The 22,090-nt window shown below is 65.1% G+C and carries 21 protein-coding genes and 1 pseudogene; 15 read left to right on the forward strand and 7 right to left on the reverse strand.

Going from position 1 to position 22,090, the window contains the following annotated elements; genetic code table 11:
* The first annotated feature begins 34 nt into the window (after positions 1-34).
* Complete coding sequence (locus I6F09_RS35120) at positions 35-604, forward strand: NifU family protein (RefSeq protein WP_036002713.1); 570 nt, start codon at positions 35-37, stop codon at positions 602-604.
* A 5-nt stretch (positions 605-609) separates the two neighbouring features.
* On the opposite strand, the gene I6F09_RS35125 is transcribed toward I6F09_RS35120, so the two are convergent.
* Positions 610-1,644 carry an aspartate-semialdehyde dehydrogenase gene (locus I6F09_RS35125; RefSeq protein WP_057025860.1) on the reverse strand — a complete coding sequence of 345 codons (1,035 nt, stop codon included), beginning with the start codon at positions 1,642-1,644 and terminating at the stop codon, positions 610-612.
* 117 nt (positions 1,645-1,761) lie between these two features.
* On the opposite strand from I6F09_RS35125, the gene I6F09_RS35130 reads away from it, so the two are divergent.
* Together I6F09_RS35130 and I6F09_RS35135 are read left to right on the forward strand one after the other, a co-directional pair.
* Positions 1,762-2,550, forward strand: coding sequence for a hypothetical protein (locus I6F09_RS35130; protein ID WP_057025859.1), 789 nt, complete (start codon positions 1,762-1,764; stop codon positions 2,548-2,550).
* Between the two features lie 170 nt (positions 2,551-2,720).
* Entirely contained in the window at positions 2,721-3,122 is a 402-nt protein-coding gene (locus I6F09_RS35135; protein ID WP_225190082.1) for a hypothetical protein, read from the forward strand.
* A 76-nt stretch (positions 3,123-3,198) separates the two neighbouring features.
* Here I6F09_RS35135 and I6F09_RS35140 read toward each other — a convergent pair whose 3' ends face one another.
* The gene (locus I6F09_RS35140) at positions 3,199-3,834 is read right to left on the reverse strand and encodes a DapH/DapD/GlmU-related protein (protein ID WP_225152252.1); all 636 of its coding nucleotides are present in this window, start codon (positions 3,832-3,834) and stop codon (positions 3,199-3,201) included.
* A gap of 119 nt (positions 3,835-3,953) precedes the next feature.
* The gene (gene leuB / locus I6F09_RS35145; protein WP_225144796.1) at positions 3,954-5,066 is read right to left on the reverse strand and encodes a 3-isopropylmalate dehydrogenase; all 1,113 of its coding nucleotides are present in this window, start codon (positions 5,064-5,066) and stop codon (positions 3,954-3,956) included.
* A 231-nt stretch (positions 5,067-5,297) separates the two neighbouring features.
* On the opposite strand from leuB, the gene I6F09_RS35150 reads away from it, so the two are divergent.
* The gene (locus I6F09_RS35150) at positions 5,298-6,500 is read left to right on the forward strand and encodes a YbfB/YjiJ family MFS transporter (protein WP_036024151.1); all 1,203 of its coding nucleotides are present in this window, start codon (positions 5,298-5,300) and stop codon (positions 6,498-6,500) included.
* A gap of 119 nt (positions 6,501-6,619) precedes the next feature.
* On the opposite strand, the gene I6F09_RS35155 is transcribed toward I6F09_RS35150, so the two are convergent.
* The 4 genes from I6F09_RS35155 to I6F09_RS35170 form a co-directional block, all read right to left on the reverse strand.
* The gene (locus I6F09_RS35155) at positions 6,620-7,402 is read right to left on the reverse strand and encodes a molybdopterin-binding protein (RefSeq protein WP_225190083.1); all 783 of its coding nucleotides are present in this window, start codon (positions 7,400-7,402) and stop codon (positions 6,620-6,622) included.
* Between the two features lie 70 nt (positions 7,403-7,472).
* Positions 7,473-8,102 (reverse strand): cytochrome b/b6 domain-containing protein, encoded by a 630-nt coding sequence (locus I6F09_RS35160; protein WP_225152250.1) that lies wholly within the window; start codon positions 8,100-8,102, stop codon positions 7,473-7,475.
* 182 nt (positions 8,103-8,284) lie between these two features.
* The gene (locus I6F09_RS35165; protein ID WP_036024154.1) at positions 8,285-8,839 is read right to left on the reverse strand and encodes a fasciclin domain-containing protein; all 555 of its coding nucleotides are present in this window, start codon (positions 8,837-8,839) and stop codon (positions 8,285-8,287) included.
* 341 nt (positions 8,840-9,180) lie between these two features.
* Positions 9,181-9,942 (reverse strand): SDR family NAD(P)-dependent oxidoreductase, encoded by a 762-nt coding sequence (locus tag I6F09_RS35170; RefSeq protein ID WP_225152248.1) that lies wholly within the window; start codon positions 9,940-9,942, stop codon positions 9,181-9,183.
* A gap of 86 nt (positions 9,943-10,028) precedes the next feature.
* On the opposite strand from I6F09_RS35170, the gene I6F09_RS35175 reads away from it, so the two are divergent.
* From I6F09_RS35175 to I6F09_RS35225, 11 genes and pseudogenes are all read left to right on the forward strand, one after another.
* Entirely contained in the window at positions 10,029-11,558 is a 1,530-nt protein-coding gene (locus I6F09_RS35175) for a malonyl-CoA synthase (protein ID WP_225130240.1), read from the forward strand.
* Positions 11,559-12,066: 508 nt separating this feature from the next.
* Positions 12,067-12,465, forward strand: a complete 399-nt coding sequence (gene sdhC, locus I6F09_RS35180) for a succinate dehydrogenase, cytochrome b556 subunit (protein WP_036002772.1) — start codon at positions 12,067-12,069, stop codon at positions 12,463-12,465.
* Positions 12,462-12,878 (forward strand): succinate dehydrogenase, hydrophobic membrane anchor protein, encoded by a 417-nt coding sequence (sdhD, locus tag I6F09_RS35185; RefSeq protein WP_036002745.1) that lies wholly within the window; start codon positions 12,462-12,464, stop codon positions 12,876-12,878. Before sdhC ends, sdhD begins: the two co-directional genes overlap by 4 nt.
* A 3-nt stretch (positions 12,879-12,881) precedes the next feature.
* Positions 12,882-14,717, forward strand: coding sequence for a succinate dehydrogenase flavoprotein subunit (gene sdhA / locus I6F09_RS35190; RefSeq protein WP_036002747.1), 1,836 nt, complete (start codon positions 12,882-12,884; stop codon positions 14,715-14,717).
* Positions 14,718-14,759: 42 nt separating this feature from the next.
* Positions 14,760-15,542: a succinate dehydrogenase iron-sulfur subunit gene (locus I6F09_RS35195; RefSeq protein WP_036002750.1), complete on the forward strand. Its 783-nt coding sequence runs from the start codon at positions 14,760-14,762 to the stop codon at positions 15,540-15,542.
* Between the two features lie 186 nt (positions 15,543-15,728).
* Positions 15,729-17,873: a hybrid sensor histidine kinase/response regulator gene (locus I6F09_RS35200; protein ID WP_225190084.1), complete on the forward strand. Its 2,145-nt coding sequence runs from the start codon at positions 15,729-15,731 to the stop codon at positions 17,871-17,873.
* A gap of 54 nt (positions 17,874-17,927) precedes the next feature.
* Entirely contained in the window at positions 17,928-19,883 is a 1,956-nt protein-coding gene (locus I6F09_RS35205; RefSeq protein WP_225184214.1) for an ABC transporter ATP-binding protein/permease, read from the forward strand.
* 163 nt (positions 19,884-20,046) lie between these two features.
* The gene (locus I6F09_RS35210; RefSeq protein ID WP_225190085.1) at positions 20,047-20,871 is read left to right on the forward strand and encodes an FkbM family methyltransferase; all 825 of its coding nucleotides are present in this window, start codon (positions 20,047-20,049) and stop codon (positions 20,869-20,871) included.
* A 24-nt stretch (positions 20,872-20,895) separates the two neighbouring features.
* Positions 20,896-21,282, forward strand: coding sequence for a VOC family protein (locus tag I6F09_RS35215; protein WP_036002763.1), 387 nt, complete (start codon positions 20,896-20,898; stop codon positions 21,280-21,282).
* A gap of 82 nt (positions 21,283-21,364) precedes the next feature.
* Positions 21,365-21,607: a hypothetical protein gene (locus tag I6F09_RS35220; RefSeq protein WP_036002774.1), complete on the forward strand. Its 243-nt coding sequence runs from the start codon at positions 21,365-21,367 to the stop codon at positions 21,605-21,607.
* A 184-nt stretch (positions 21,608-21,791) separates the two neighbouring features.
* Positions 21,792-22,090: pseudogene (locus tag I6F09_RS35225) on the forward strand (OmpA family protein); the annotation flags it as partial.

Genomic DNA, 22,090 nt, shown 5'->3' on the forward strand with positions numbered 1-22,090 from the left:
GCCGGCCTTGAACCGGCGACGTCTGGAGAAAACCATGTTCATTCAAACCGAAGCCACCCCCAATCCCGCCACGCTGAAGTTCATTCCCGGCCGCGTCGTGGTCGACGGCAGCCCGATGGAATTTTCGAGCCGCGAATCGGCGGCGCGCTCCCCGCTCGCTGAGAAGCTGTTCGAGGTGCCCGGCGTCACCGGCGTGTTCTACGGATCGGACTTCATCACCGTGACGAAGGCGAGCGGTGAGTGGCAGCAGCTCAAGCCCGCGATTCTCGGCGCCATCATGGAGCACTACATGTCCGGCGCGCCGCTGCTCGCCGGCGGCGAAGCGCACAGCGATGCCGATCTTGACGACGAGGACGAGTTCTTCGATGAAGCCGACGCCGAGACCGTCGACATGATCAAGGACCTGATCGAGACCCGGGTGCGGCCGGCCGTTGCCAATGACGGCGGCGACATCACCTTCCGCGGCTTCAAGGACGGTATTGTCTATCTCAACATGAAGGGCGCCTGCTCCGGCTGCCCGTCATCGACGGCGACGCTCCAGCACGGCATCCAGAACCTGCTCAAGCACTTCGTGCCTGATGTGGTCGAAGTCCGGCCGATGTAAGCCGGTTACGCCGCCTTCTTCTTCGCGCTGATCAGCTTGCGGTTGATCAGCACTTCCGCGATCTGGATCGCGTTGAGGGCGGCGCCCTTGCGTAAGTTATCGGATACGCACCACAGCGCGAGACCGTTCTCCACGGTCGCGTCCTCGCGGATGCGGCTGATGTAAGTCGCGTCCTCGCCGGCCGCTTCGTAAGGAGTGGCGTAGCCGCCGGGCTCCTGCTTGTCGATGACGAGACAGCCGGGCGCCACGCGCAGGATGTTGCGCGCTTCATCGGCGGTGATCGGATTCTCGAACTCGATGTTGACGGCCTCGGAATGGCCGACGAACACAGGCACGCGCACGCAGGTGGCGGACAGCTTGATCTTGGGATCCAGGATCTTCTTGGTCTCCGCCATCATCTTCCACTCTTCCTTGGTGTAGCCGTCCTCCATGAAGACGTCGATGTGGGGGATGACGTTGAAGGCGATGCGCTTGGGGAATTTCTTCGCGACCAGCTCGTCGTTGGTGTAGACGGCCTTGGTCTGCGAGAACAATTCGTCCATCGCGTCCTTGCCGGCGCCCGACACCGACTGATAGGTCGAGACCACGACGCGCTTGATCGTCGCCTTCTCGTGCAGCGGCTTGAGCGCCACCACGAGCTGGGCGGTCGAGCAGTTCGGGTTGGCGATGATGTTCTTCTTCTTGAAGCCTTCGGTCGCGGCCGCATTCACCTCGGGCACGATCAGCGGCACGTCCGGATCCATGCGCCAAGCGGAGGAATTGTCGATCACCACAGCGCCGGCGGCGCCGATCTTCGGCGACCATTCCTTCGACACCGACCCACCCGCCGACATCAGGCAGATGTCGACGTCGGAGAAGTCGTAATGCTCGAGCGCTTTGACCTTCAGGGTGCGGTCGCCATAGGAGACCTCGACACCGACGCTGCGGCGCGACGCCAGGGCCACGACCTCGTCCGCGGGGAATTTGCGCTCATCCAGGATGTTGAGCATTTCCCGACCGACATTGCCGGTCGCGCCGACGACTGCGACTTTGTAACCCATCGTTCACTCTCCGATGAAAAAGCCCGTTCCCGAAGCTGACGCTTAAACAGGAAGAGCAGCGCTTCTATGCGAGAACCGGCCTCAAGACAACGTTAAGACCATGCCTTAGGGACGTGGATGCAGTCGCCTGAGGCCAGCACGGCCGTTAGCCCTACCCAGATCCAGCTGACGCTCTTGGCCTTGGCCGACGAGGTCGTCGGCACGCTGGCGCATCTGGTCGCCTATGTGGGGGCGCTCGCCCTGTTTGCCATCCTCGCCCTCGCAGGCCTGGGACAGCTGCCTGACCTGCGTGGCGATGGTCCGGCGGACAGACCGGGCTGGAGCATCGCCGACCGCTCGCATCCGGCCTTCGCCGTCAGCCGGATCGATTCATCAGAAAAAACAGCCTCTTACGTCATCTTTAGGCATCCCGAGGGCGGCCGCAGGGACGTGCTGCGCTGGACCGATATGGCGGACAAGCCGGTGGCCGAACTCGAAATCTACCGCCAAGGCGCCGAATTCGACGTGACACGGCCGGCGGCCGCGGGCTTGGCCGCCCGGATGGGTTTGGGTGCAGATGCCCCGCTCGAGCAGGCCGGCCTGATCGACAGCAAATTCGGCCCCGTCGCCCTGTTCCGGCCGGTCGGCGCGACAGAGGGGACGCGGGCCTGCCTCGGCTATCTCAAGCGCTACGAGGAGCCCGCCTTGCAGATCTCCGGCTTCTCCTGCCAGGGCGACAGCTTGCCCGCCCGCCGCGCGGCGATCGCCTGCACGCTGAACCGGCTGACGCTGCTGGCCTCGGGCAACGAGCCGAGGCTGGCGGAATTGTTCGCCCATGCCGAGCTCAGGCGCCGCGGCTGTGACCCTCAGGGCTCGCCGGACTGGCTGCTGGGCGCAGCGAACGCGCAATTGCGCGGAGCGCTTTGACTTGCATCAAGGATTCTGCATCAAGCTCAAGTAGCTGGTTTGCATGCAACTTTTGCCGGCGCGCACGATTATTCCGAGCTGGTGTGACCCAATTGACCTAGTTGCGTCCGCCCCGGCCGGGCTAGTATGGGGTGAAATCGACTGGCGGCCTGCCGCCTGAAGGGGACGTGATGAGCTTGAAATTTGCTGGTGTAAACAAATTGGCCGCGAACAAACTGGCGACATTGCTTGCGGCGGGCGCCGCAATGGCCGTTGCGTTCGCGACCCCGGCTTCCGCCGACACCAGGACCAAGCAGCGCTATGACGACCGCGGCCGGCCCTATTACGGCCCGAGCGGCCCCAACACGGTCTATCAACAGGGCCGCACCCGCCTCTATGTGAGCAAGCGCTCCTGGCTCGATGGCGGCACCGAGGTCAATCCGGGCGACCGCAAGTTCACCGACTACGCCTTCCCCCCGGCCGTGGGCTATCCGTCCTTCGCCCGCGAGAACCTCAACCGGCCGATCGACCGCCAGCCGCTCTCCCCGCCGCAGGATGTCGGCGGCTATCCGCAGAACTTCCCGCTGTACTGAGGCGGGCGTCACGACCGAATCAAAATGGCCGGTGCTCACGCCCGGCCATTTTTGTTTTTCGCGAGATGCGTCCGTCTTACGCATTGGCTGCCGGATCGTAGCGCCGGCAAAATTCTTCGATGGCCTCGGAGCGGAAATCACTGAGGCGTTCGAAGATCAGCGTATCCGGCCAATCCCACCAGGCGATGCGGCGCAGGCTTGCGGAAACGGTATCGTCAAAGCGCTTGCGGATGGGACGGGCGGGAACGCCACCGACGATGGTGTACGGCTCGACATCGCGGCTAACGACGGCGCCTGCGGCGATCACTGCGCCATCGCCGACGCTCACGCCCGGCAGCAGGATGGCGGCATGGCCGATCCAGACGTCGTTGCCGACGATCACCCGGTCGCCGCGCCTACCTGCGAAGAAGTCGCGGTCGCGCGTCGCGCCCGCCTCGTAATATTCGGGGACGTAGGTGAAGCGGTGCTGCGAGGGACGGCCCATCGGGTGGTTTGGCGCACCGATCCGCACCGAGTTGGCGATCGCCGTGAACTTGCCGATCACGGCGTCGGCGACGTCGCAATTCTCGCCGAGATAGGAGTAGTCGCCGAGCGAAGCATATTCGATGCGCGTGCCCGCAAGCACCTCGCAACGCCGCCCGACCTGCGCCTCGCGCAGGCGCACCGTCTCATGGATGACGGTTTCCGCGATCTTGGGGCGGGGTGTATCCATGAGGCGGTTTCCAATGAGGCCGTAGCCCGGATGGAGCGAAGCGCAATCCGGGAAGGTCTGTCCACGGGGTGAGAACCCGGATTTCGCTTCGCTCCATCCAGGCTACGATTCTTCCCGCCTTACGCGTGCAGCTTCTGCAATTCCTTCAGGATCGCTTCGCCCATCTGCGTGGTGGAAGCGACCGTGGTGCCTTCCGACTTGATGTCGGCGGTGCGCAGGCCGCTGGCCAGCACGGCAGCGATGGCCTGGTCGACCTTGTCGGCGAGATCGCCCATGTCGAAAGAATAGCGCAACGCCATGCCGAAGGACGAGATCATCGCGATGGGATTGGCGAGGCCCTTGCCGGCGATATCGGGGGCCGAGCCGTGCACGGGCTCGTACAGCGCCTTGCGCTTCTTGGTCTTGACGTCGACCTCGCCGAGCGAGGCCGAGGGCAGCATGCCGAGCGAGCCCGTGAGCATCGCCGCGATGTCGGAGAGCATGTCGCCGAACAGATTGTCCGTCACGATGACGTCGAACTGCTTCGGCCATTTCACCAGCATCATGCCGCCGGAATCGGCGAGCTGATGCTCGAGCGTGACATCGGGGTATTCGCGCTTGTGGACCTGAGTCATGACCTCGTTCCAGAGCACGCCCGACTTCATGACGTTGCGCTTCTCCATCGACGTCACCTTGTTCTTGCGCTTCCGGGCAAGCTCGAAGGCGACGCGGCCGATGCGCTCGATCTCATAGGTATCGTAGACCTGGGTATCGATGGCGCGCTTCTGGCCGTTGCCGAGATCGGTGATGGTCTTCGGCTCGCCGAAATAGACGCCGCCGGTGAGCTCACGCACGATGACGATGTCGAGGCCCTCGACCGCCTCGCGCTTCAGGCTGGAAGCATCCGCCAGCGCCGGATAGCACACGGCGGGACGGAGGTTGGCGAACAGCGCGAGATCCTTGCGCAGGCGCAAGAGGCCGGCTTCCGGGCGCACCTCGTAAGGCACGGCATCCCACTTCGGACCGCCGACCGCGCCGAAGATCACGGCGTCGGCGTCCTTGGCCTTGGCCATGTCGCCTTCGGAGATCGACACCTTGTGCGCGTCATAGGCGGAGCCGCCGACGAGGCCGGTGTCGGTCTCGAACTTGGCGATCCCGGCCGAATTGAGCCAGTCGATCAGCCGCTTCACCTCGCCCATCACCTCGGGGCCGATACCGTCGCCGGGAAGCAGCAGCAGTTTGTGGGTCGCCATGTCGTGTCCTTTTCGATCCTCTCTCGTCATTCCGGGACGCGCCTCTTAGCGCGGGCCCGGAATCCATAGCCACCAGCCGGGGTTATGGATTCCGGGCTCGCGCTTCGCGCGCCCCGGAATGACGGCGCCGGAGTGCTAGAGCGGCGTTGCGCGCTTGGCAAGACACCATTGCCGCGCTGCGGCTGTGCAAGGCCGGCGGGGCCTGCCACACTGGACGGGCCGGAGTACCCCTTGCACGCACCTGATCGCCCCCTGCCCGACGCACACCCCGCGCGGCTGATCCTGACCCTGTCGCTGGCAGCCACCGTCGGGCTCGGCATCGGCCGCTTTGCCTATGCGCTGGTGCTGCCGGACATGCGGGAGGACCTCGGCTGGTCCTACTCGGCGGCCGGTTTCATGAACACGATCAACGCCGTCGGCTATCTCGTCGGCGCGCTGGTGGCGTCCCGCCTGATCCGGCGCGTCGGCTGGGCCGCCGCGATCCGCGGCGGAACCATTGCCTGCGTCGCAGCGCTCGCCACGTGCGCGCTCACGGGGGATTTCGTCGCGCTGAGCCTGGCGCGCCTGGTGCTGGGCCTGGGCGCGGCGGCCGGCTTCGTCGCCGGCGGCGCACTCGCTGCCACCATCGCCCAGTCGCGGCCCGAACGGGCCAACTTCCTGCTCAGCCTGTTCTATGCCGGACCCGGCATCGGCATTCTGTCCTCGGGGCTGATCGCCCCGTTCACGCTGCAATATTTCGGGCCGGGCTCGTGGTGGATCGTGTGGTGGGCGCTGACGCTGCTGTCGGTCGCGATGACGATCCCGCTGTTCCTGATCCGGATCGAGAGCGGCGCGCGCTTCTCTGAAGGCGGTCATGCCTCGTTCGCGATCCTGCCGGTGCTGATTTATCTGGCCGGCTATTTCCTGTTCGGCGCCGGCTACATCGCCTACATGACCTTCATGATCGCCTATGTGCGCGACGGCGGCGGCGGGGCCGCGGCGCAGGCGGCGTTCTGGGGGTTGATCGGTCTATCTGCGTTCGTGACGCCCTGGGCCTGGCGCGGCGTGCTGGCGCTCGACCGCGGCGGGCTCGCCACCGCCATCATCCTCGGCACCAACGCAGCTGGCGCAGCGCTGCCGATGCTCGGGCATTCGCCGGCCTGGCTCGCGGTCTCCGCGATCGTGTTCGGCGTCGCCTTTTTCGCCGTGGTCGGCTCGACCACCGCCTTCGTCCGCTTCAACTATCCGCCAGAGGTGTGGCCGACCGCGATCGCGGCGATGACGATCTCGTTCGGCGTCGGCCAGACGCTCGGGCCGATCGTGGTCGGCGCGATCACCGATGCGCTGGGGAGCCTGAGTTACGCGCTGAATGTGTCGGCGGCGCTATTGGCGCTGGGCGCGGTGGCGGCGTTGTGCCAGCGGAAGGTGGGGCCTGCCAAGCAATCGGTGCCGTAGGGTGGATTAGCGAAGCGTAATCCACCAACTTCGCTCGGCAACTGCGGAAGTATGGTGGATTACGCCCACCGACTGCGCTTCGCGCAGCCGCTCGGCTAATCCACCCTACGACAGCGGAGCTAGCTCCCGCTGAACGAATTATACCCCTGGTCTTCCCAATAGCCGCCCTTGTAATCGTTGGTGACTTCCATCGAGACCACGTATTTCGGGTTCTTGAAGCCGAGCTTGGTCGGCACGCGGATCTTCATCGGGAAGCCGTAAGCGCGCGGCAGGATCTCGTTGGCGTATTTGAACGTCATCTGCGTCTGCGGATGCAGCGCACTGCGCATGTCGAGCGGCGAGTTGTAGCCGTCCTTGTCGGCGCACTGGAACCAGACATAATTCGCGCGCGTATCGGCGCCGATCAGCTTCAGGAAATCGCGCAACGGCGTGCCGGTCCAGCTGCCGATCGCGCTCCAGCCCTCGACGCAGATGTGACGCGTGATCTGCGTGACCTGCGGCAATCGATGGAGCTCGTCCAGCGTCCAGGACTTCTTGTTGTCGACGAGGCCGCGCACCTCGAGCTTCCAATCCGCGGCCGAGATGTCAGGCGCGTCGTCGAGATCGTAATAGGCGTTGAACGGGAACGGCTTGGTGATCGCGCTTTCGGGGAAGGTCGGCGCCAGCGCGTCGGGATTGAAAATGAAGGCCTGCACCGCGTCGTTGAACTTCGAGACCTTCGCCAGCATGGTCTCGGCCGAAGACGAATCGATCACATCGCAACCCGTGAGCAGCGTCAGCGCCCCTAAGCTGGCGCCGCCCGCGATGAAGCGGCGCCGGGCGAGATCAGGCATGGTCTTGATGGAATCCTTGATCAGCAGCCGCTTGTCGACGCCGGGGATCAGGAACGGACGTTTGGCCATGTTCTCCTCACATATCCATTTTGAGCATGATCTTGTCGGAAAACCGCTTCACACTTTTCCGGATCATGCTCTAGCGACCGATGATCATCGCGCGCAGACTCTTCGGCACGAGCAGCGCAAGCAAGACGTGGACGACCAGAAACGCGCAGATCGCGGCCATGCAGAAGAAGTGGACATAGCGCGCGGCCGGATAATCGCCGAACAGCATCACGAGATAATAGAGCTGCACGGGCTTCCAAATCGCAAGGCCCGACAGCACGATCAGCACGCCGACCACGATGATGCCGGCATAGAGCAGCCGCTGCACGTAATTGTAGACGGTGAGATCGTCATGGCCGAGCTTAAAGGTCAGCGCCGCCCTGACGTCGTGGAGCACGCCCGATGCCGTGATCGGCAGCAGCTTCTTGCGGAAGCGGCCGGTGGCGATGCCGGTGACGAGATAGGCGAAGCCGTTGATCATCAGCAGCCACATCGCCGCAAAATGCCAGAGCAGGCCGCCGCCGAGCCAGCCGCCCAGCGTGTACTCGCGCGGAAAGCGGAAGTCGAACAGCGGCGAGGCGTTGTAGATCTGCCAGCCCGACAGGATCATCAGGATCATGGCGAGCGCGTTGATCCAATGCATGACCCGCACCCAGGCCGGCTGGATCACTTTGGACTTGGTGGCCGTGACCTGCTCGTCGGTGACTGTGAGGCTCGCCATGGCGGGTTCCATCCTGAGGGCGTGTGACAGCGATTATACGCCGGTGTTTCGGCTTTCGTTACATCCCGTTCGCCATCGAATCGATGTCGTGAGGCTATTGTGGTCACAAAAGAGCGAGCCGGGTATCCCCGGCTCGCGGTCTGAGGACGTCCTGTTCGGGGATGAAACAGGATCGCGCGGTGTTACGTCGCCGGCATCAGCACGGTATCGACCACATGGATCACGCCGTTCGACTGGTTGACGTTGGTGATCGTCACCATCGAGGTGCCGCCCTTGGCGTCGACGATCCAGACCTTGCCGTCCATTTTCTTCACCGTCAGCTCCTCGCCTTCGGCGGTCTTCAGCTTCTTGCCGTCGGTGAGGTCGGAAGCCGCGAGCTTACCGGGCACGACATGGTAGGTGAGGATCTTGGTCAGCGTTGCCTTGTTCTCGGGCTTGACCAGGTTGTCGACGGTGCCGGCCGGCAGCTTGCCGAAGGCGGCGTTGGTCGGCGCGAACACCGTGAACGGGCCCTTGCCTTCGAGCGTCGGCACCAGGCCGGCCGCCTTCACCGCCGCCACCAGCGTGGTGTGATCCTTGGAGTTGACCGCGTTCTGGACGATGTTCTTGGACGGGTACATCGCGGCGCCGCCGACCATGACGGTCTTTTCCTCGGCACTGGCGGGCGCGACGACGGTCGCGGTGAGGGCCAGGGCGCTGAAGGCGGCGGCAGCGAGATAGGCAATGCGCTTCGACATGAGAGAGTCTCCCGATTGAATTGAGACCGGCGTTGGCCGGCGTTGAGTTGAGCAACAACGGCGCCTGCGACAGTTAAGGGTGATGCAGCAGTGCCGTCGTTGGACCGAACTACGGGAGGGTTTCAGGTGCGGTTTCGGGGAAAAATTCTTTGTGATGGGTGAAACTATCGGCGGGGATGTTCGTGTGCGAACGAGAGCACCCGGACAAGCGTAGCGAAGCAGTAGGGTGGGCAAAGCGAAGCGTGCCCACCAAACGCAAATGCGGAGAGAGATGGTGGGCACGGCGCTTCGCGCCTTTGCCCATCCTGCGACGGCGTACCCGTTGAGGCAGTGTCCTCGCCTCAATCCCTGTTGTTCGGCGTCTGAATGAACCCGCGATTATGCGTCGGGCTGATCAGCACTTCGTTGATGCAGACCCGCGCCGGCATGCTCGCGATGAAGGCGATGGTACGGCCGAGATCTTCGGGCTGCAGCATCTTCGCCTGCTCGGCTTCGCTCGGCACCACCGGTCGCAGCTTCAGGATCGGCGTCGCCACCTCGCCCGGCATCAGGCAGCAGGCGCGCAGGCCGTTGACGCATTCGTCCATGTTGAAGGAATGGGTCAGCGCCAGCACCGCGTGCTTGGTGGTGGTGTAGGCCGGGCCCGGCATCTTCGAGACGTGACGGCCGGCCCAGGACGAGACGTTGATGATGGAACCGTCCTGCTGCTTGCGCATCGTCGGCAGCACGGCGCGCATGCAATAGAGCACGCCGTTGAGATTGACCTGGACCAGTCTGTCCCAGCCCTCCAGCTCCATGTCCTTCCAGCTGCGCTTGGGGACATTGATGCCGGCATTGTTGACGAGCAGGTCGATGCGGCCGTGCTTCGCGACGATCTGGTCGGCCGCCTTCTGGGCTGCGGCCGCGTTGGCGACGTCGAGCGCAATGGCCTCGGCCGCGCCACCTGCACTGCTGATCTTCGCCACCACGGCGTCCAGGGCTGATTGCCGCCGTCCGGACACCACCACCGTCCAGCCGTCGGCAGCTAACGCCTCGGCGCCGGCCTCCCCGATCCCGCTGCCGCCACCCGTGACCCAGGCCACGCGTTTCCCGCTTTTTGACATGCAAACTGTCTCCGTTGCTTGATCGGGGCGGTTTTTGCTAATCCAGCCCGCGGTTTTGACCGGCCTGTGCCGGCGAGGAATGTTGCATGAACCAAGCTGCCAACGCCAATTTGTTTTCCCGCCTGTTCGAGGGCCTCGCCGATCCGAAGCGGCTCGCGATCGAGACGCATGACGGCGCCCATATCAGCTATGGCGATCTGATCGCGCGCGCGGGCCAGATGGCGAACGTGCTGGTCGCGCGCGGCGTGAAGCCGGGCGACCGCGTCGCGGTACAGGTGGAGAAGTCGGTCGCCAATATCGTGCTGTATCTCGGCACGGTGCGCGCCGGCGCGGTCTATCTGCCGCTGAACACGGCCTATACGCTGAACGAGCTCGACTACTTCATCGGCGATGCCGAGCCGTCGCTGGTGGTCTGCGATCCTGCCAAGGCGGAGGGGCTCGCGCCGATCGCAGGCAAGGTGAGGGCGAAGGTCGAGACGCTCGGGGCTGACGGCAAGGGCTCGCTGACGGAGGCCGCCGACAAAGCGAGCCGCGAATTCACGACGGTGCCGCGTGAAAGCGACGATCTTGCCGCGATCCTCTACACCTCGGGCACCACCGGCCGCTCCAAGGGCGCGATGCTGACGCATGACAATCTCGCGTCTAACTCGCTCTCGCTCGTCGACTATTGGCGCTTCACCGACAAGGACGTCCTGATCCACGCGCTGCCGATCTACCACACCCACGGCCTGTTCGTGGCGACCAACGTGACGCTGTTCGCCCGGGCGTCGATGATCTTCCTGCCGAAGCTCGATCCGGACCTGATCATCAAGCTGATGGCGCGCGCCACGGTGTTGATGGGCGTGCCGACCTTCTACACCCGCCTGCTGCAGAACCCTGCGCTGTCGCACGAGACGACGAAGCACATGCGTCTGTTCATCTCGGGTTCGGCGCCGCTGCTCGCCGACACCCATCGCGAATGGTCGGCGCGCACGGGCCATGCCGTGCTCGAGCGCTACGGCATGACCGAGACCAACATGAACACGTCGAACCCGTATGACGGCGAGCGCGTGCCCGGCGCGGTCGGCTTTCCGCTGCCGGGCGTCTCCGTGCGCGTGACCGATCCCGAGACAGGGAAAGAGCTGGCGCGCGACGAAATCGGCATGATCGAGGTGAAGGGGCCGAACGTCTTCAAGGGCTATTGGCGCATGCCGGAGAAGACCAAGGCCGAATTCCGGCCCGACGGCTTCTTCATCACCGGCGATCTCGGCAAGATCGACGCCAAGGGTTACGTGCACATCCTCGGACGCGGCAAGGATCTCGTGATCTCCGGCGGCTTCAACGTCTACCCGAAGGAGATCGAGAGCGAGATCGATGCCATGCCTGGCGTGGTGGAGTCGGCCGTGATCGGCGTGCCGCACACCGATTTCGGCGAGGGCGTCACCGCGGTGCTGGTGCGCCAGCCCGGCGCGAGCATCGATGAAGCGGCCGTGCTGAAGGGCCTCGACGGGCGCCTCGCGAAATTCAAGATGCCGAAGCGGGTCTTCGTGGTCGACGAGCTACCGCGCAATACGATGGGCAAGGTGCAGAAGAACGTGCTGCGCGAAACGTATAAGGATATTTACGCGAAGAAGTGAGAGAGCTCCGCTCTGTCGGCGTCATTGCGAGGAGCTCTTGCGACGAAGCAAGCCGGCTGCCGAGACCAACAGATAGCACCTGACACGTCGCACGGTCGGGCTGGGGTGGAATGCAGGGTGCGCATATCCGCCCGGAGCGCGGGAACCGGTGCGCGTGCCGGGAGTCGCCGTGGGTCGCAGCCGAGACGGTTTACCCTCGGCATCGTCCCCTCGCACGTTGCGGCCGCACGGGCCAAGGCGGCTTAGAGGCGTTCCAATAGCGATTTCAATGCGCCGTACGCTCGCGCCAAAGAGATGAATTTAGATTCCTATGTTCGTTGGCGGACCGATAGGCTGGTATACCAAGGCCCTGATTGGCCTTGGTTCATCAAGGCCATAGAGCTGAACCACAATTCGGTTTATGGCGATTTGGTGATTGCGCAGGCCAGATCGACTCCGTAAATAGAGCCCACCTTTCGCGATCCCCGCGCGCCCCATGCTGGGCCGCAACAAACATCAAAAGCCGCCCATGACCGCACGGATCGAACGACCGCTTTCGCCGCACATCCAAACCTATCGCTGGACGCTGACGATGGCTCTGTCCATCGTCCACCGCGCCACCGGTATCGCCCTTTACGTCGGAACCCTGCTGCTGGTCTGGTGGCTGGTTGCCGCGGCCTCCGGCCCGGCCGCCTATGCCCATGTCCAGGCCTTCTCCAGCAGCATCCTCGGCCGGCTCATCGTGTTCGGCTACACCTGGGCCCTGATGCACCACATGCTCAGCGGCATCCGGCATTTCGTCTGGGATCTCGGCTACGGCTTCAAGGCCAATGAGCGCGAAGCGCTGACCTGGGGCGCCCTGGTCGGCGGCATCGCACTGACGGTGCTGATCTGGATCATCGCCTATGCGAACGGAGGCGGCCGATGAGCTTTGACGAGTCCCACGGCTCTCCGAAGCGTCCCTCGATGCGCACCCCGCTCGGGCGCGTCCGCAATCTCGGCGCCGCGCATTCCGGCACGTCCGATTTCTGGCGCCAGCGCATCACCGGCGTCGCCATGACGCTGCTGATGATCCCGGCGCTGGTCATCATCATGATGCTGCTCGGCCGCAACCAGGTCTACGCGGCGCAGACCCTGAGCTCCATTCCCGTTGCGGTGATCCTGCTCCTCTTCATCTTCGCCAGCGCCTGGCACATGAAGATCGGCATGCAGGTGGTGATCGAGGACTACGTCCATAACGAGAAGCTCAAGCTCACCGCGATCATGCTCAACAATTTCTTCTCGGTCGCCGTGGCGCTCGCCTCGACCTACGCGATCCTGAAGCTTTCTTCCGGAGTGTAACCCATGGCCGCTGAGACCAATGGCAAGGGCAACGGCGCTCCCGCCACCAACGGAAAAGCCTATCCGATCGAAGACCACACCTATGACGTCGTCGTGGTCGGCGCCGGCGGTGCCGGCCTGCGCGCCGTCGTCGGCTGCAGCGAAGCCGGCCTCCGCACCGCCTGCATCACCAAGGTGTTTCCGACCCGTTCGCACACGGTCGCGGCGCAGGGCGGCATCTCCGCTTCGCTCGGCAACATGCACAAGGACGACTGGCGCTGGCACATGTACGACACCGTGAAGGGGTCGGACTGGCTCGGGGACCAGGACGCGATCGAATACATGGTGCGCAACGCGCCCGACGCGGTCTACGAGCTCGAGCATTGGGGCGTGCCGTTCTCGCGCACCGAGGACGGCAAGATCTACCAGCGTCCGTTCGGCGGCATGACCACCGAGTTCGGCAAGGCCCAGGCGCAGCGCACCTGCGCCGCCGCCGACCGCACCGGCCACGCCATGCTGCACACGATGTACGGCCAGTCGCTGCGCCACGCGGCCGAGTTCTTCATCGAGTTCTTCGCCATCGACCTGATCATGGACGACCAGGGCACCTGCCGCGGCGTCATCGCGCTCAAGCTCGACGACGGCACGCTGCACCGTTTCCGCGCCCAGACCACGATCCTGGCGACCGGCGGCTATGGCCGCGCCTATGCCTCCTGCACCTCGGCGCACACCTGCACCGGCGATGGCGGCGGCATGGTGCTGCGCGCCGGCCTGCCGATGCAGGACATGGAGTTCGTGCAGTTCCATCCGACCGGCATCTACGGCTCGGGCTGTCTCGTCACCGAGGGTGCGCGCGGCGAAGGCGGCTATCTCGTCAACGCCGAAGGCGAGCGGTTCATGGAGCGCTATGCGCCGTCGGCAAAGGACCTCGCTTCGCGCGACGTGGTCTCGCGCGCGATGACCATCGAGATCCGCGAGGGACGCGGCGTCGGCAAGAAGAAGGACCACATCTTCCTGCATCTCGACCATCTCGATCCCGCTGTGCTCGCCGAACGCCTGCCGGGCATCTCGGAATCGGCCAAGATCTTCGCCAATGTCGACGTGACGCGCGAGCCGATCCCGATCGTGCCGACCGTGCATTACAACATGGGCGGCATCCCCACGAACTATCACGGCGAGGTGCTGACCAAGAAGGACGGCGACGACAACGCGGTGATCCCCGGCCTGATGGCGATCGGCGAAGCGGCCTGCGTCTCCGTGCACGGCGCCAACCGCCTCGGCTCCAACTCGCTGATTGACCTCGTCGTGTTCGGCCGCGCCGCTGCGTTGCGCCTGGCCGAAAAGCTCACGCCCAATGCCAAGCAGCCCGAGCTGCCGACGAACTCGGCCGAGATGGCGCTCGGCCGCCTCGACCATTACCGCTACGCCTCAGGCGGCACGCCGACCGCGAAGCTGCGCGAAGGCATGCAGCACGTGATGCAGAACAATTGCGCCGTGTTCCGCACCGGCGAAGTGCTGAGCGAAGGCCAGAACCTGATCGCGAAGGTCCACAGCGGCATCACCGACATCGCCGTCTCCGACCGCTCGCTGGTCTGGAATTCGGACCTCGTCGAGACGCTGGAGTTCGACAATCTGATCTCGCAGGCGGTGGTGACGATGAACTCGGCCGCCAACCGCACCGAGAGCCGCGGCGCCCATGCCCGCGAGGACTTCTCCGAGCGCGACGACAAGAACTGGATGAAGCACACGCTGGCCTGGCTGGACGATGCCGGCAAGGTCAGGATCGAGTATCGCCCGGTTCACAACTACACCATGACCAACGACGTGCAGTACATCCCGCCCAAAGCTCGCGTTTACTAAACGTCGCGCGTGTATTGATCGAACAGCGAAGGCCTTAATCGAATGGTTGAATTCGCACTTCCGAAGAACTCCAAGATCACTGGCGGCAAGACCTGGCCGAAGCCCCCGGGCGCGACCGAGCTCCGCGAGTTCAAGGTCTATCGCTGGAATCCGGACGACGGCAAGAATCCAAGCGTCGATACCTATTACATCGACACCAATGATTGCGGCCCGATGGTGCTGGACGGCCTGATCTGGATCAAGAACCACATCGACCCGTCGCTGACCTTCCGCCGCTCCTGCCGTGAAGGCGTCTGCGGCTCCTGCGCGATGAACATCGACGGCCAGAACACGCTGGCCTGCACCAAGTCGATGCACGACGTGAAGGACGGCGCGGTGAAGATCAACCCGCTGCCGCATCAGCCGGTGGTCAAGGACCTCGTCCCCGACCTCACCAATTTCTACGCGCAATACGCCTCGGTCGAGCCCTGGCTGAAGACGACCTCGCCGACGCCGCAGAAGGAATGGCGCCAGAGCCACGAGGACCGCGAGAAGCTCGACGGCCTCTACGAGTGCATCCTCTGCGCCTGCTGCTCGACCTCCTGCCCGAGCTATTGGTGGAACAGCGAGCGTTATCTCGGCCCCGCCGCGCTGCTCCAGGCCAACCGCTGGGTCTCGGATTCGCGCGACGAGGCCACCGGCGAGCGGCTCGACAATCTCGAGGACCCGTTCCGGCTCTATCGCTGCCACACCATCATGAACTGCGCCAAGGCCTGCCCGAAGGGCCTCAACCCGGCCGAAGCCATCGCCGAGCTCAAGCTCAAGATGGTCGAACGCCAGATCTGAGGCGAAGTCCCCCTTCCGCCCCGGCCAAACCGGCCGGGGTGTTCTGCATTTGCCGTTAATTCGAGCAGAATTTTTCTCTGACCCGCTCGACGCGCAAATTTCCGGCTCGCAACCAACGGTTCCAGCACAAGCTGCTTCCTTCCTTGCGCGGGATTCAGTTAAGCTCCCGTCAGGGACGGAGCGACTGTGCAGAGGGCGCAACGCAACTCGCTGAGGCTGTTGCAGTGGATGATGGCGGCATCCCTGGCGCTGCCGATTGGGCTGTTCGTCGTCGCCGCCGCGATCTCCTACACATCGACCAACGATACCGCCGACCGCGAGATCGAGCGCACGGTCGATGTCGCCCATGAGCACGCGCTCAAGGTCTTCGAGACCATCGACCGCAGCCTCGCCGAGCTCAACGAGGTCGTGCGCGGTCTGCCCGACGGCATCATCCGCGAGCGCGAGCCGACGCTGCATCGCCGGCTGAAGCGGCTGACCGATTCGCTGCCGCAGCTCAAATCGGCCTGGATCTTCGACGCGAACGGAAAGGCGCTGGTCAACAGCCTCGTCTCGCCGCCGCCGGACCTGAGCTTTGCCGACCGCGATTACTTCTATTCCCATGTGGACCAGAGCATCGGCACGTTCATCGGCACGGCGCTGACGCCACGACCGCCCTATCAGGGCGCCCGATTCTTCGGCGTCAGCCGCCGCCGCGAGTCCGACGACGGTCGCTTCATCGGCGTGATCCAGGCCTCCGTGTTGCCGGAATATTTCGAAAGCTTCTATGCCAGGATCGGCACCGATCCCGGCAACTTCTTCGCGATGGGGCGCACCGACGGCGCAATGCTCGCGCATTTTCCCCGACTCGACCACGAGCTTCGGCTCGATCCGACCGGACCGGTGGGCCAGAAGATCGCGACCCAGCCCGTGCACGGCCTCATCACGGTCGCCTGGCCCTCGGACGGTATCGAGCGGCGCATCGCCTACCGGCGCGTCGCCGAATATCCGATCTATGTCAGCGCCGGATTGGAGACCTCTGCGATCCGCGCACGCTGGCTCGCCACCATCGGCCAGCATCTGGTGTTCGGCATTCCCGCCACCGCGCTGCTGTTCCTGCTGCTGGTGCTCGCTCTGCGGCGTACCCAGCACCTTCAGGCCGAAGCTGCAAAGCGGCGCGAGGCCGAGGAGGCGCTCAAGCACAGCCAGCGCCTGGAAGCGCTCGGCCAGCTCACCGGCGGCGTCGCGCACGACTTCAACAACCTCCTGACGGTGATCCGTGCTTCGGTCGATCTCTTGAACCGTCCGCAGCTGACGGAGGAGCGGCGACAACGCTACATCACGGCCATTGCCGATTCGGTGGCGCGTGCGGCCAAGCTGACTTCGCAATTGCTCGCCTTTGCGCGGCGCCAGACCCTCAAGCCGGAGGTGTTCGACGTCGGCGCACGGGTGCAGTCGCTGCACGACATGCTCGCCACGCTGCTGGGCCCCGCGATCGAGATCGTCATGCAGCTGCCGGCGGAGCCGTGCCTCGTCAATGCCGATGCCAGTCAGTTCGAGACGGCGCTGATCAACATGGCGACCAATGCGCGCGACGCCATGCAAGGCCAGGGGCGAATCGTTTTCAAGGTCGAGGCCACGACGACCGTTCCGGACGCGCTGGTGCAGCTTTCGGCCAGCCCGGACCACGGCTTCGTCCGCGTCACCGTCAGCGATACCGGCGTCGGCATTCCCGCCGCGCGGCTCGGGCGCATCTTCGAGCCGTTCTTCACCACCAAGCAGGTCGGCCGCGGCACCGGCCTCGGCCTGTCCCAGGTGTTCGGATTCGCCCGGCAGTCCGGCGGCGAGGTGACCGTGACGAGCGAGGTGGGGCACGGCAGCACCTTCTCGCTCTATCTGCCGCGCGTGCCGCCGGGCCTGCTGCCGCAGCGCCAAGCGCCCAACACGGCGCCGGCGGTGGCCGGCAGCGGCATGTCGGTGCTGGTGGTCGAGGACAATATCGAGCTGGCCAACTTCGCCGCCGACGGGCTCACTGAGCTCGGCTACAGCATCACGCTGGTCGACAACGCGGCCGACGCGCTCGCCGAGCTCGTCGTGGATGCCGACCGCTTCGATGTCGTGTTCTCGGACGTGGTGATGCCCGGCATGACCGGGCTCGATCTGGCGCAGGCGATCCGCGAGCGCAGCCTCGGCGTGCCGGTCGTGCTGACCACCGGCTACAGCCAGGCCCTGTCGCAGGAGGGTACAGGCGGCTGCGACCTCGTGCAAAAGCCTTATACGATCGAGGAATTGTCGCGCGTTCTGCATCGGGCGGCGCGGATCCGGCGCGTCAGGAACGGCGCCGCCGAATAGGGGCACGCGGAACTCTCGTGGGAACCGGCCGAGTTCCCTTGGCGTTGTCCGCTCATGTACAAGCCGGCCGCAACGCGTGAAAAGGGCAAGAAGCCGCCCATCATCGACATCCAGGGCGAGAACGGCGACGAAGTGACACCGCCGCCGCCCGAACTGGTCGAACCCGACCCCGAATTGTCACCCGAGGCAGCCGAGCAGGTCCGCAAGGATTATCTGCTGACACGGTTCTGGATCAGCGCCCGCGGCTTCTGGGGCCGCAACGGCGACCGCCTCGCCTGGCCGTTCTCGGTTGGTCTCGGCCTGCTGATCGTGCTGACCGTCGGCTTCCAATACGGCATCAATGTCTGGAATCGCGCGATCTTCGACGCCATCGAGAAGCGCGATGCGGCGAGCGTCTTCCATCTCACCGCAATGTTCTTCCCGCTCGCGATCGGCAGCATCGTGCTCGCAGTCGTGCAGGTGTTCGCGCGCATGGGCATCCAGCGACGCTGGCGCGCCTGGCTGACGGCGAGCGTGCTGACACGGTGGCTCAAGAACGGGCGCTACTATCAGCTCAACCTTGTCGGCGGCGACCACAAGAATCCCGAATACCGGATCGCGGAGGATTTGCGGATTGCGACCGACTCCCCCGTCGACTTCCTCGCCGGCGTGACGTCGGCGCTGCTGTCGGCCGCGACCTTCATCGTCGTGCTCTGGACCATCGGCGGGGCACTTACCGTCACGCTCGGCGGTTCGTCGGTGACCATTCCCGGCTTCCTCGTGATCGCCGCGATGCTGTACGCCGCGATCGCATCCGGATCGATCGTGGTGATCGGCCGGCGCTTCGTGCAGGTCTCCGAGGGCAAGAACCAGGCCGAAGCCGAGTTCCGCTACACCCTGACGCGCGTGCGCGAGAACGGCGAGAGCATCGCCCTGCTCGGCGGCGAGGAGGAGGAGCGCGACGGCATCGATCGCAACTTCACGAGCGTGCTGCGGCAATGGGCGCGCCTTGCCGGCCAGCACATGCGCACCACGCTGGTGTCGCAAGGATCGAGCCTCGTTGCGCCGGTCGTGCCGCTTCTGCTCTGCGCGCCAAAGTTCCTCGACGGCAGCATGACGCTGGGCCAGGTGATGCAGGCCGCGTCCGCCTTCACGATCGTGCAGAGCGCGTTCGGCTGGCTGGTCGACAATTATCCGCGGCTCGCCGACTGGAATGCCTGTGCGCGGCGCATCGCCTCGCTGATGATGTCGCTCGACGGCCTCGAGCGCGCCGAGCAGGGCGACGGCCTCGGCCGCATCAAGCGCGGCGAGACCAGCAACGAGGCCATGCTGGAGCTGAAGGATCTCTCGGTCACGCTCGACGACGGCACCGCCGTGGTCGGCGAGACCGAGGTGGTGATCGAGCCCGGCGAGCGGCTGCTGGTCGCCGGCGAATCCGGCACCGGCAAGAGCACGCTGGTGCGCGCCATCGCCGGGCTGTGGCCGTGGGGCGGCGGCAGCGTGAATTTCCATGCCGATCGCCGGCTGTTCATGCTGCCGCAGCGGCCCTATGTGCCCTCCGGCTCCTTGCGGCGGGCGGTCGCCTATCCCGGCGCGGCCGACCACTGGACTTTGGACGAGATCGGCGCAGCCCTGCACAAGGTCGGCCTCGATCATCTCAAGGAGAAGATCGAGGAGGAGGCACCGTGGGACCAGACCTTGTCGGGCGGCGAGAAGCAGCGCCTCGCCTTTGCGCGGCTGCTCCTGCACAACCCCGACATCGTCGTGCTCGATGAGGCGACCTCGGCGCTCGACGAGAAGAGCCAGGACAAGATGATGCAGATGATCACCGAGGCGCTGCCGAAGGCGACCATCGTCAGCGTCGCGCATCGCGCCGAGCTGGAGGCTTTCCACAGCCGCAAGATCGTGCTGGAGCGGCGCAAGGGCGGCGCCAAGCTCGTCAGCGACATCGACCTGATTCCGCGCAAGGGCCGGCGCCGGCTGCTGGGGCGGTTCTTGCGGCAGCGCAAGGCGCCAAAGAAGGCGGCGTGATCCGTAGCCCGGATGGAGCGTAGCGCAATCCGGGAAGGTCCATCCGCGCGGCAAGAATCCCGGATTACGCTGCGCTCCATCCGGGCTACCGGACTGTGATCGAGCGTTGGAGTCCTCGTCAAAACCGGTTATGCATGCGCCGCCTGCAACGAGGATCTGCTGCTTGACGTCCGACAATGCCCCTTCGTCCGCACCGTTCGGCGCGTTCGCGCCCAATGCGGCACAGGCCGCGATCATCCGCCTCGCTCAACGGTCGGGGCTGAAGCGCGGCGCGTTCCGGCCGTGGATGTCGCGGCTGGTCAACCTGCTGCGCAGCGGCCCGGTCGACGTGCAATATCAGGGCGCCTCGTTCCGCTTCCATCACCAGGGCAGCGCGACCGAGCGCGGCGCGCTGTTCAATCCCGACTACAATCTCGACGAGCTCGACTTCCTGCGCCAGCACACCCCTGCGGGCGGCACGTTCGTCGATGTCGGCGCCAATGTCGGCACCTTTGCGCTGGTGATGGCGCGGCAGGTCGGGCCATCCGGACAAGTGGTGGCGATCGAGCCGCATCCGCTGACCTTCGGACGGCTCTCGTTCAACCACGCCGCATCGAAGATGCCGCAGGTGCGCCTGGTGCAGGCGGCCGCGGGCGAGCGCGACGGCGATCTGATGATCGAGAGCGGCGGCGGCAACCTCGGCGCCACCCACGTCGTCACCGGCACGGCCAGTGCCGAGGCCATCAAGGTGCCGTCGCTGCGCCTGGTGCGCATTCTGGAGGAGGCCGGCGTCGGCCAAGTCGATTCGCTCAAGATCGACGTCGAGGGCTTTGAGGACCGCGTGCTGATCGGCTTCTTCCGCGACGCGCCGCAATCGCTCTGGCCACGTGCGGTGGTGATCGAGCATCTGTCACAAAACGAATGGCAGCAGGATTGTATTGCCGACATGGTCGGGCGCGGCTTTACGATCGCACGCAAGACACGAAGCAATACGTTTTTGTCCCGCTGACGGGTACGAACAAGGGAGGTTGCGATGATCGATCATCTGGGATTCTCCGTCTCCGACTATGAGCGCGCCAAGGCGTTCTATGCGAAGGCACTGGCGCCGCTCGGCTACAGCCTGATCATGGAGGTCACTGCCGAGCAGACCGGACACGCTGCGGCTGCAGGCTTCGGTGCCGACGGCAAGCCCGATTTCTGGATCGGGGGCGAAGGCGCGATGAACAAGCCGGTGCATGTCGCCATCCGCGCCAATGACCGCGCCACCGTCGATGCGTTCTACAAGACGGCGATGGCGGCCGGCGGCCGCGACAACGGCCCGCCCGGCATCCGCCCACATTATCACGCGAACTATTACGGCGCCTTCGTGCTCGACCCCGACGGCCACAACATCGAAGCGGTCTGCCACACGCCGGAATAATCCGGTCTCCGAAGCGATGTGACGCGGAACATCGGTGCTGCACCTTCGTTGTTGTTCTCTGACAACGATCCCGATGATGCCGATGCCGATTGAACCGCCCGAGATTCCGCCGTCGACGCCCGGTACGCCGACTGAGCCGCCGCCCGGAATCCCGCCCGGCAATCCGCAGCCCGAAATCACGCCGCCGGTGCGCGAGCCCGGCTCGCCGCCGCGGCCCGACGAATTGCCGGGCCGCATGCCTGAGGAGATCCCATCGCGCGGACCGAACGGGCCGCTCACGCCCAATCCTGCGACGGATGCGATTCCGCCGCGCGATCACGCGTGAAGCAGCGAAGCAATGTGAGGCGATTGCCACCAGCGTCTGAATGCGCAATGAACGTTGCCATAGTGAGATGATTTGCGTGCAGAAATAAATCGGGTCGCAGTTGCATCGCCCGCCACAATGCGGCCTAACGCTTGGCCGTTCATCCCGACACTTCGACAAAGAACCTTCCGGGGAAGTTCACCACATGACCAACCTTCGTTTCGTGCTGCTTGCGACGACGGCTCTGACCGCGATGCAATTGGCCAACACCGCATCGCATGCGCAAGACGCTGCGCCGTTCGTCGTCGCTCAGGCCCAGCCGCAGGACGCGGGCCCTGACGGAAGACCGAAGCAGCCGCCGAAGGGACCGCCAGGCGCGGCGCCGCCTGCAGCACCCGCACGCCCCGCGGCTCCGCCGCCGGCGGCTGCACCGCCCCAGCCGCCTGCAGCTCCTCCGCCGGCCGCAGCACCGCCGCGCCCGGCAGCGCCGCCACCGCCTCCGCC

The sequence above is a fragment of the Bradyrhizobium sp. IC3195 genome, from assembly GCF_020193585.1.
In the GTDB taxonomy this organism is placed as follows: domain Bacteria; phylum Pseudomonadota; class Alphaproteobacteria; order Rhizobiales; family Xanthobacteraceae; genus Bradyrhizobium; species Bradyrhizobium yuanmingense.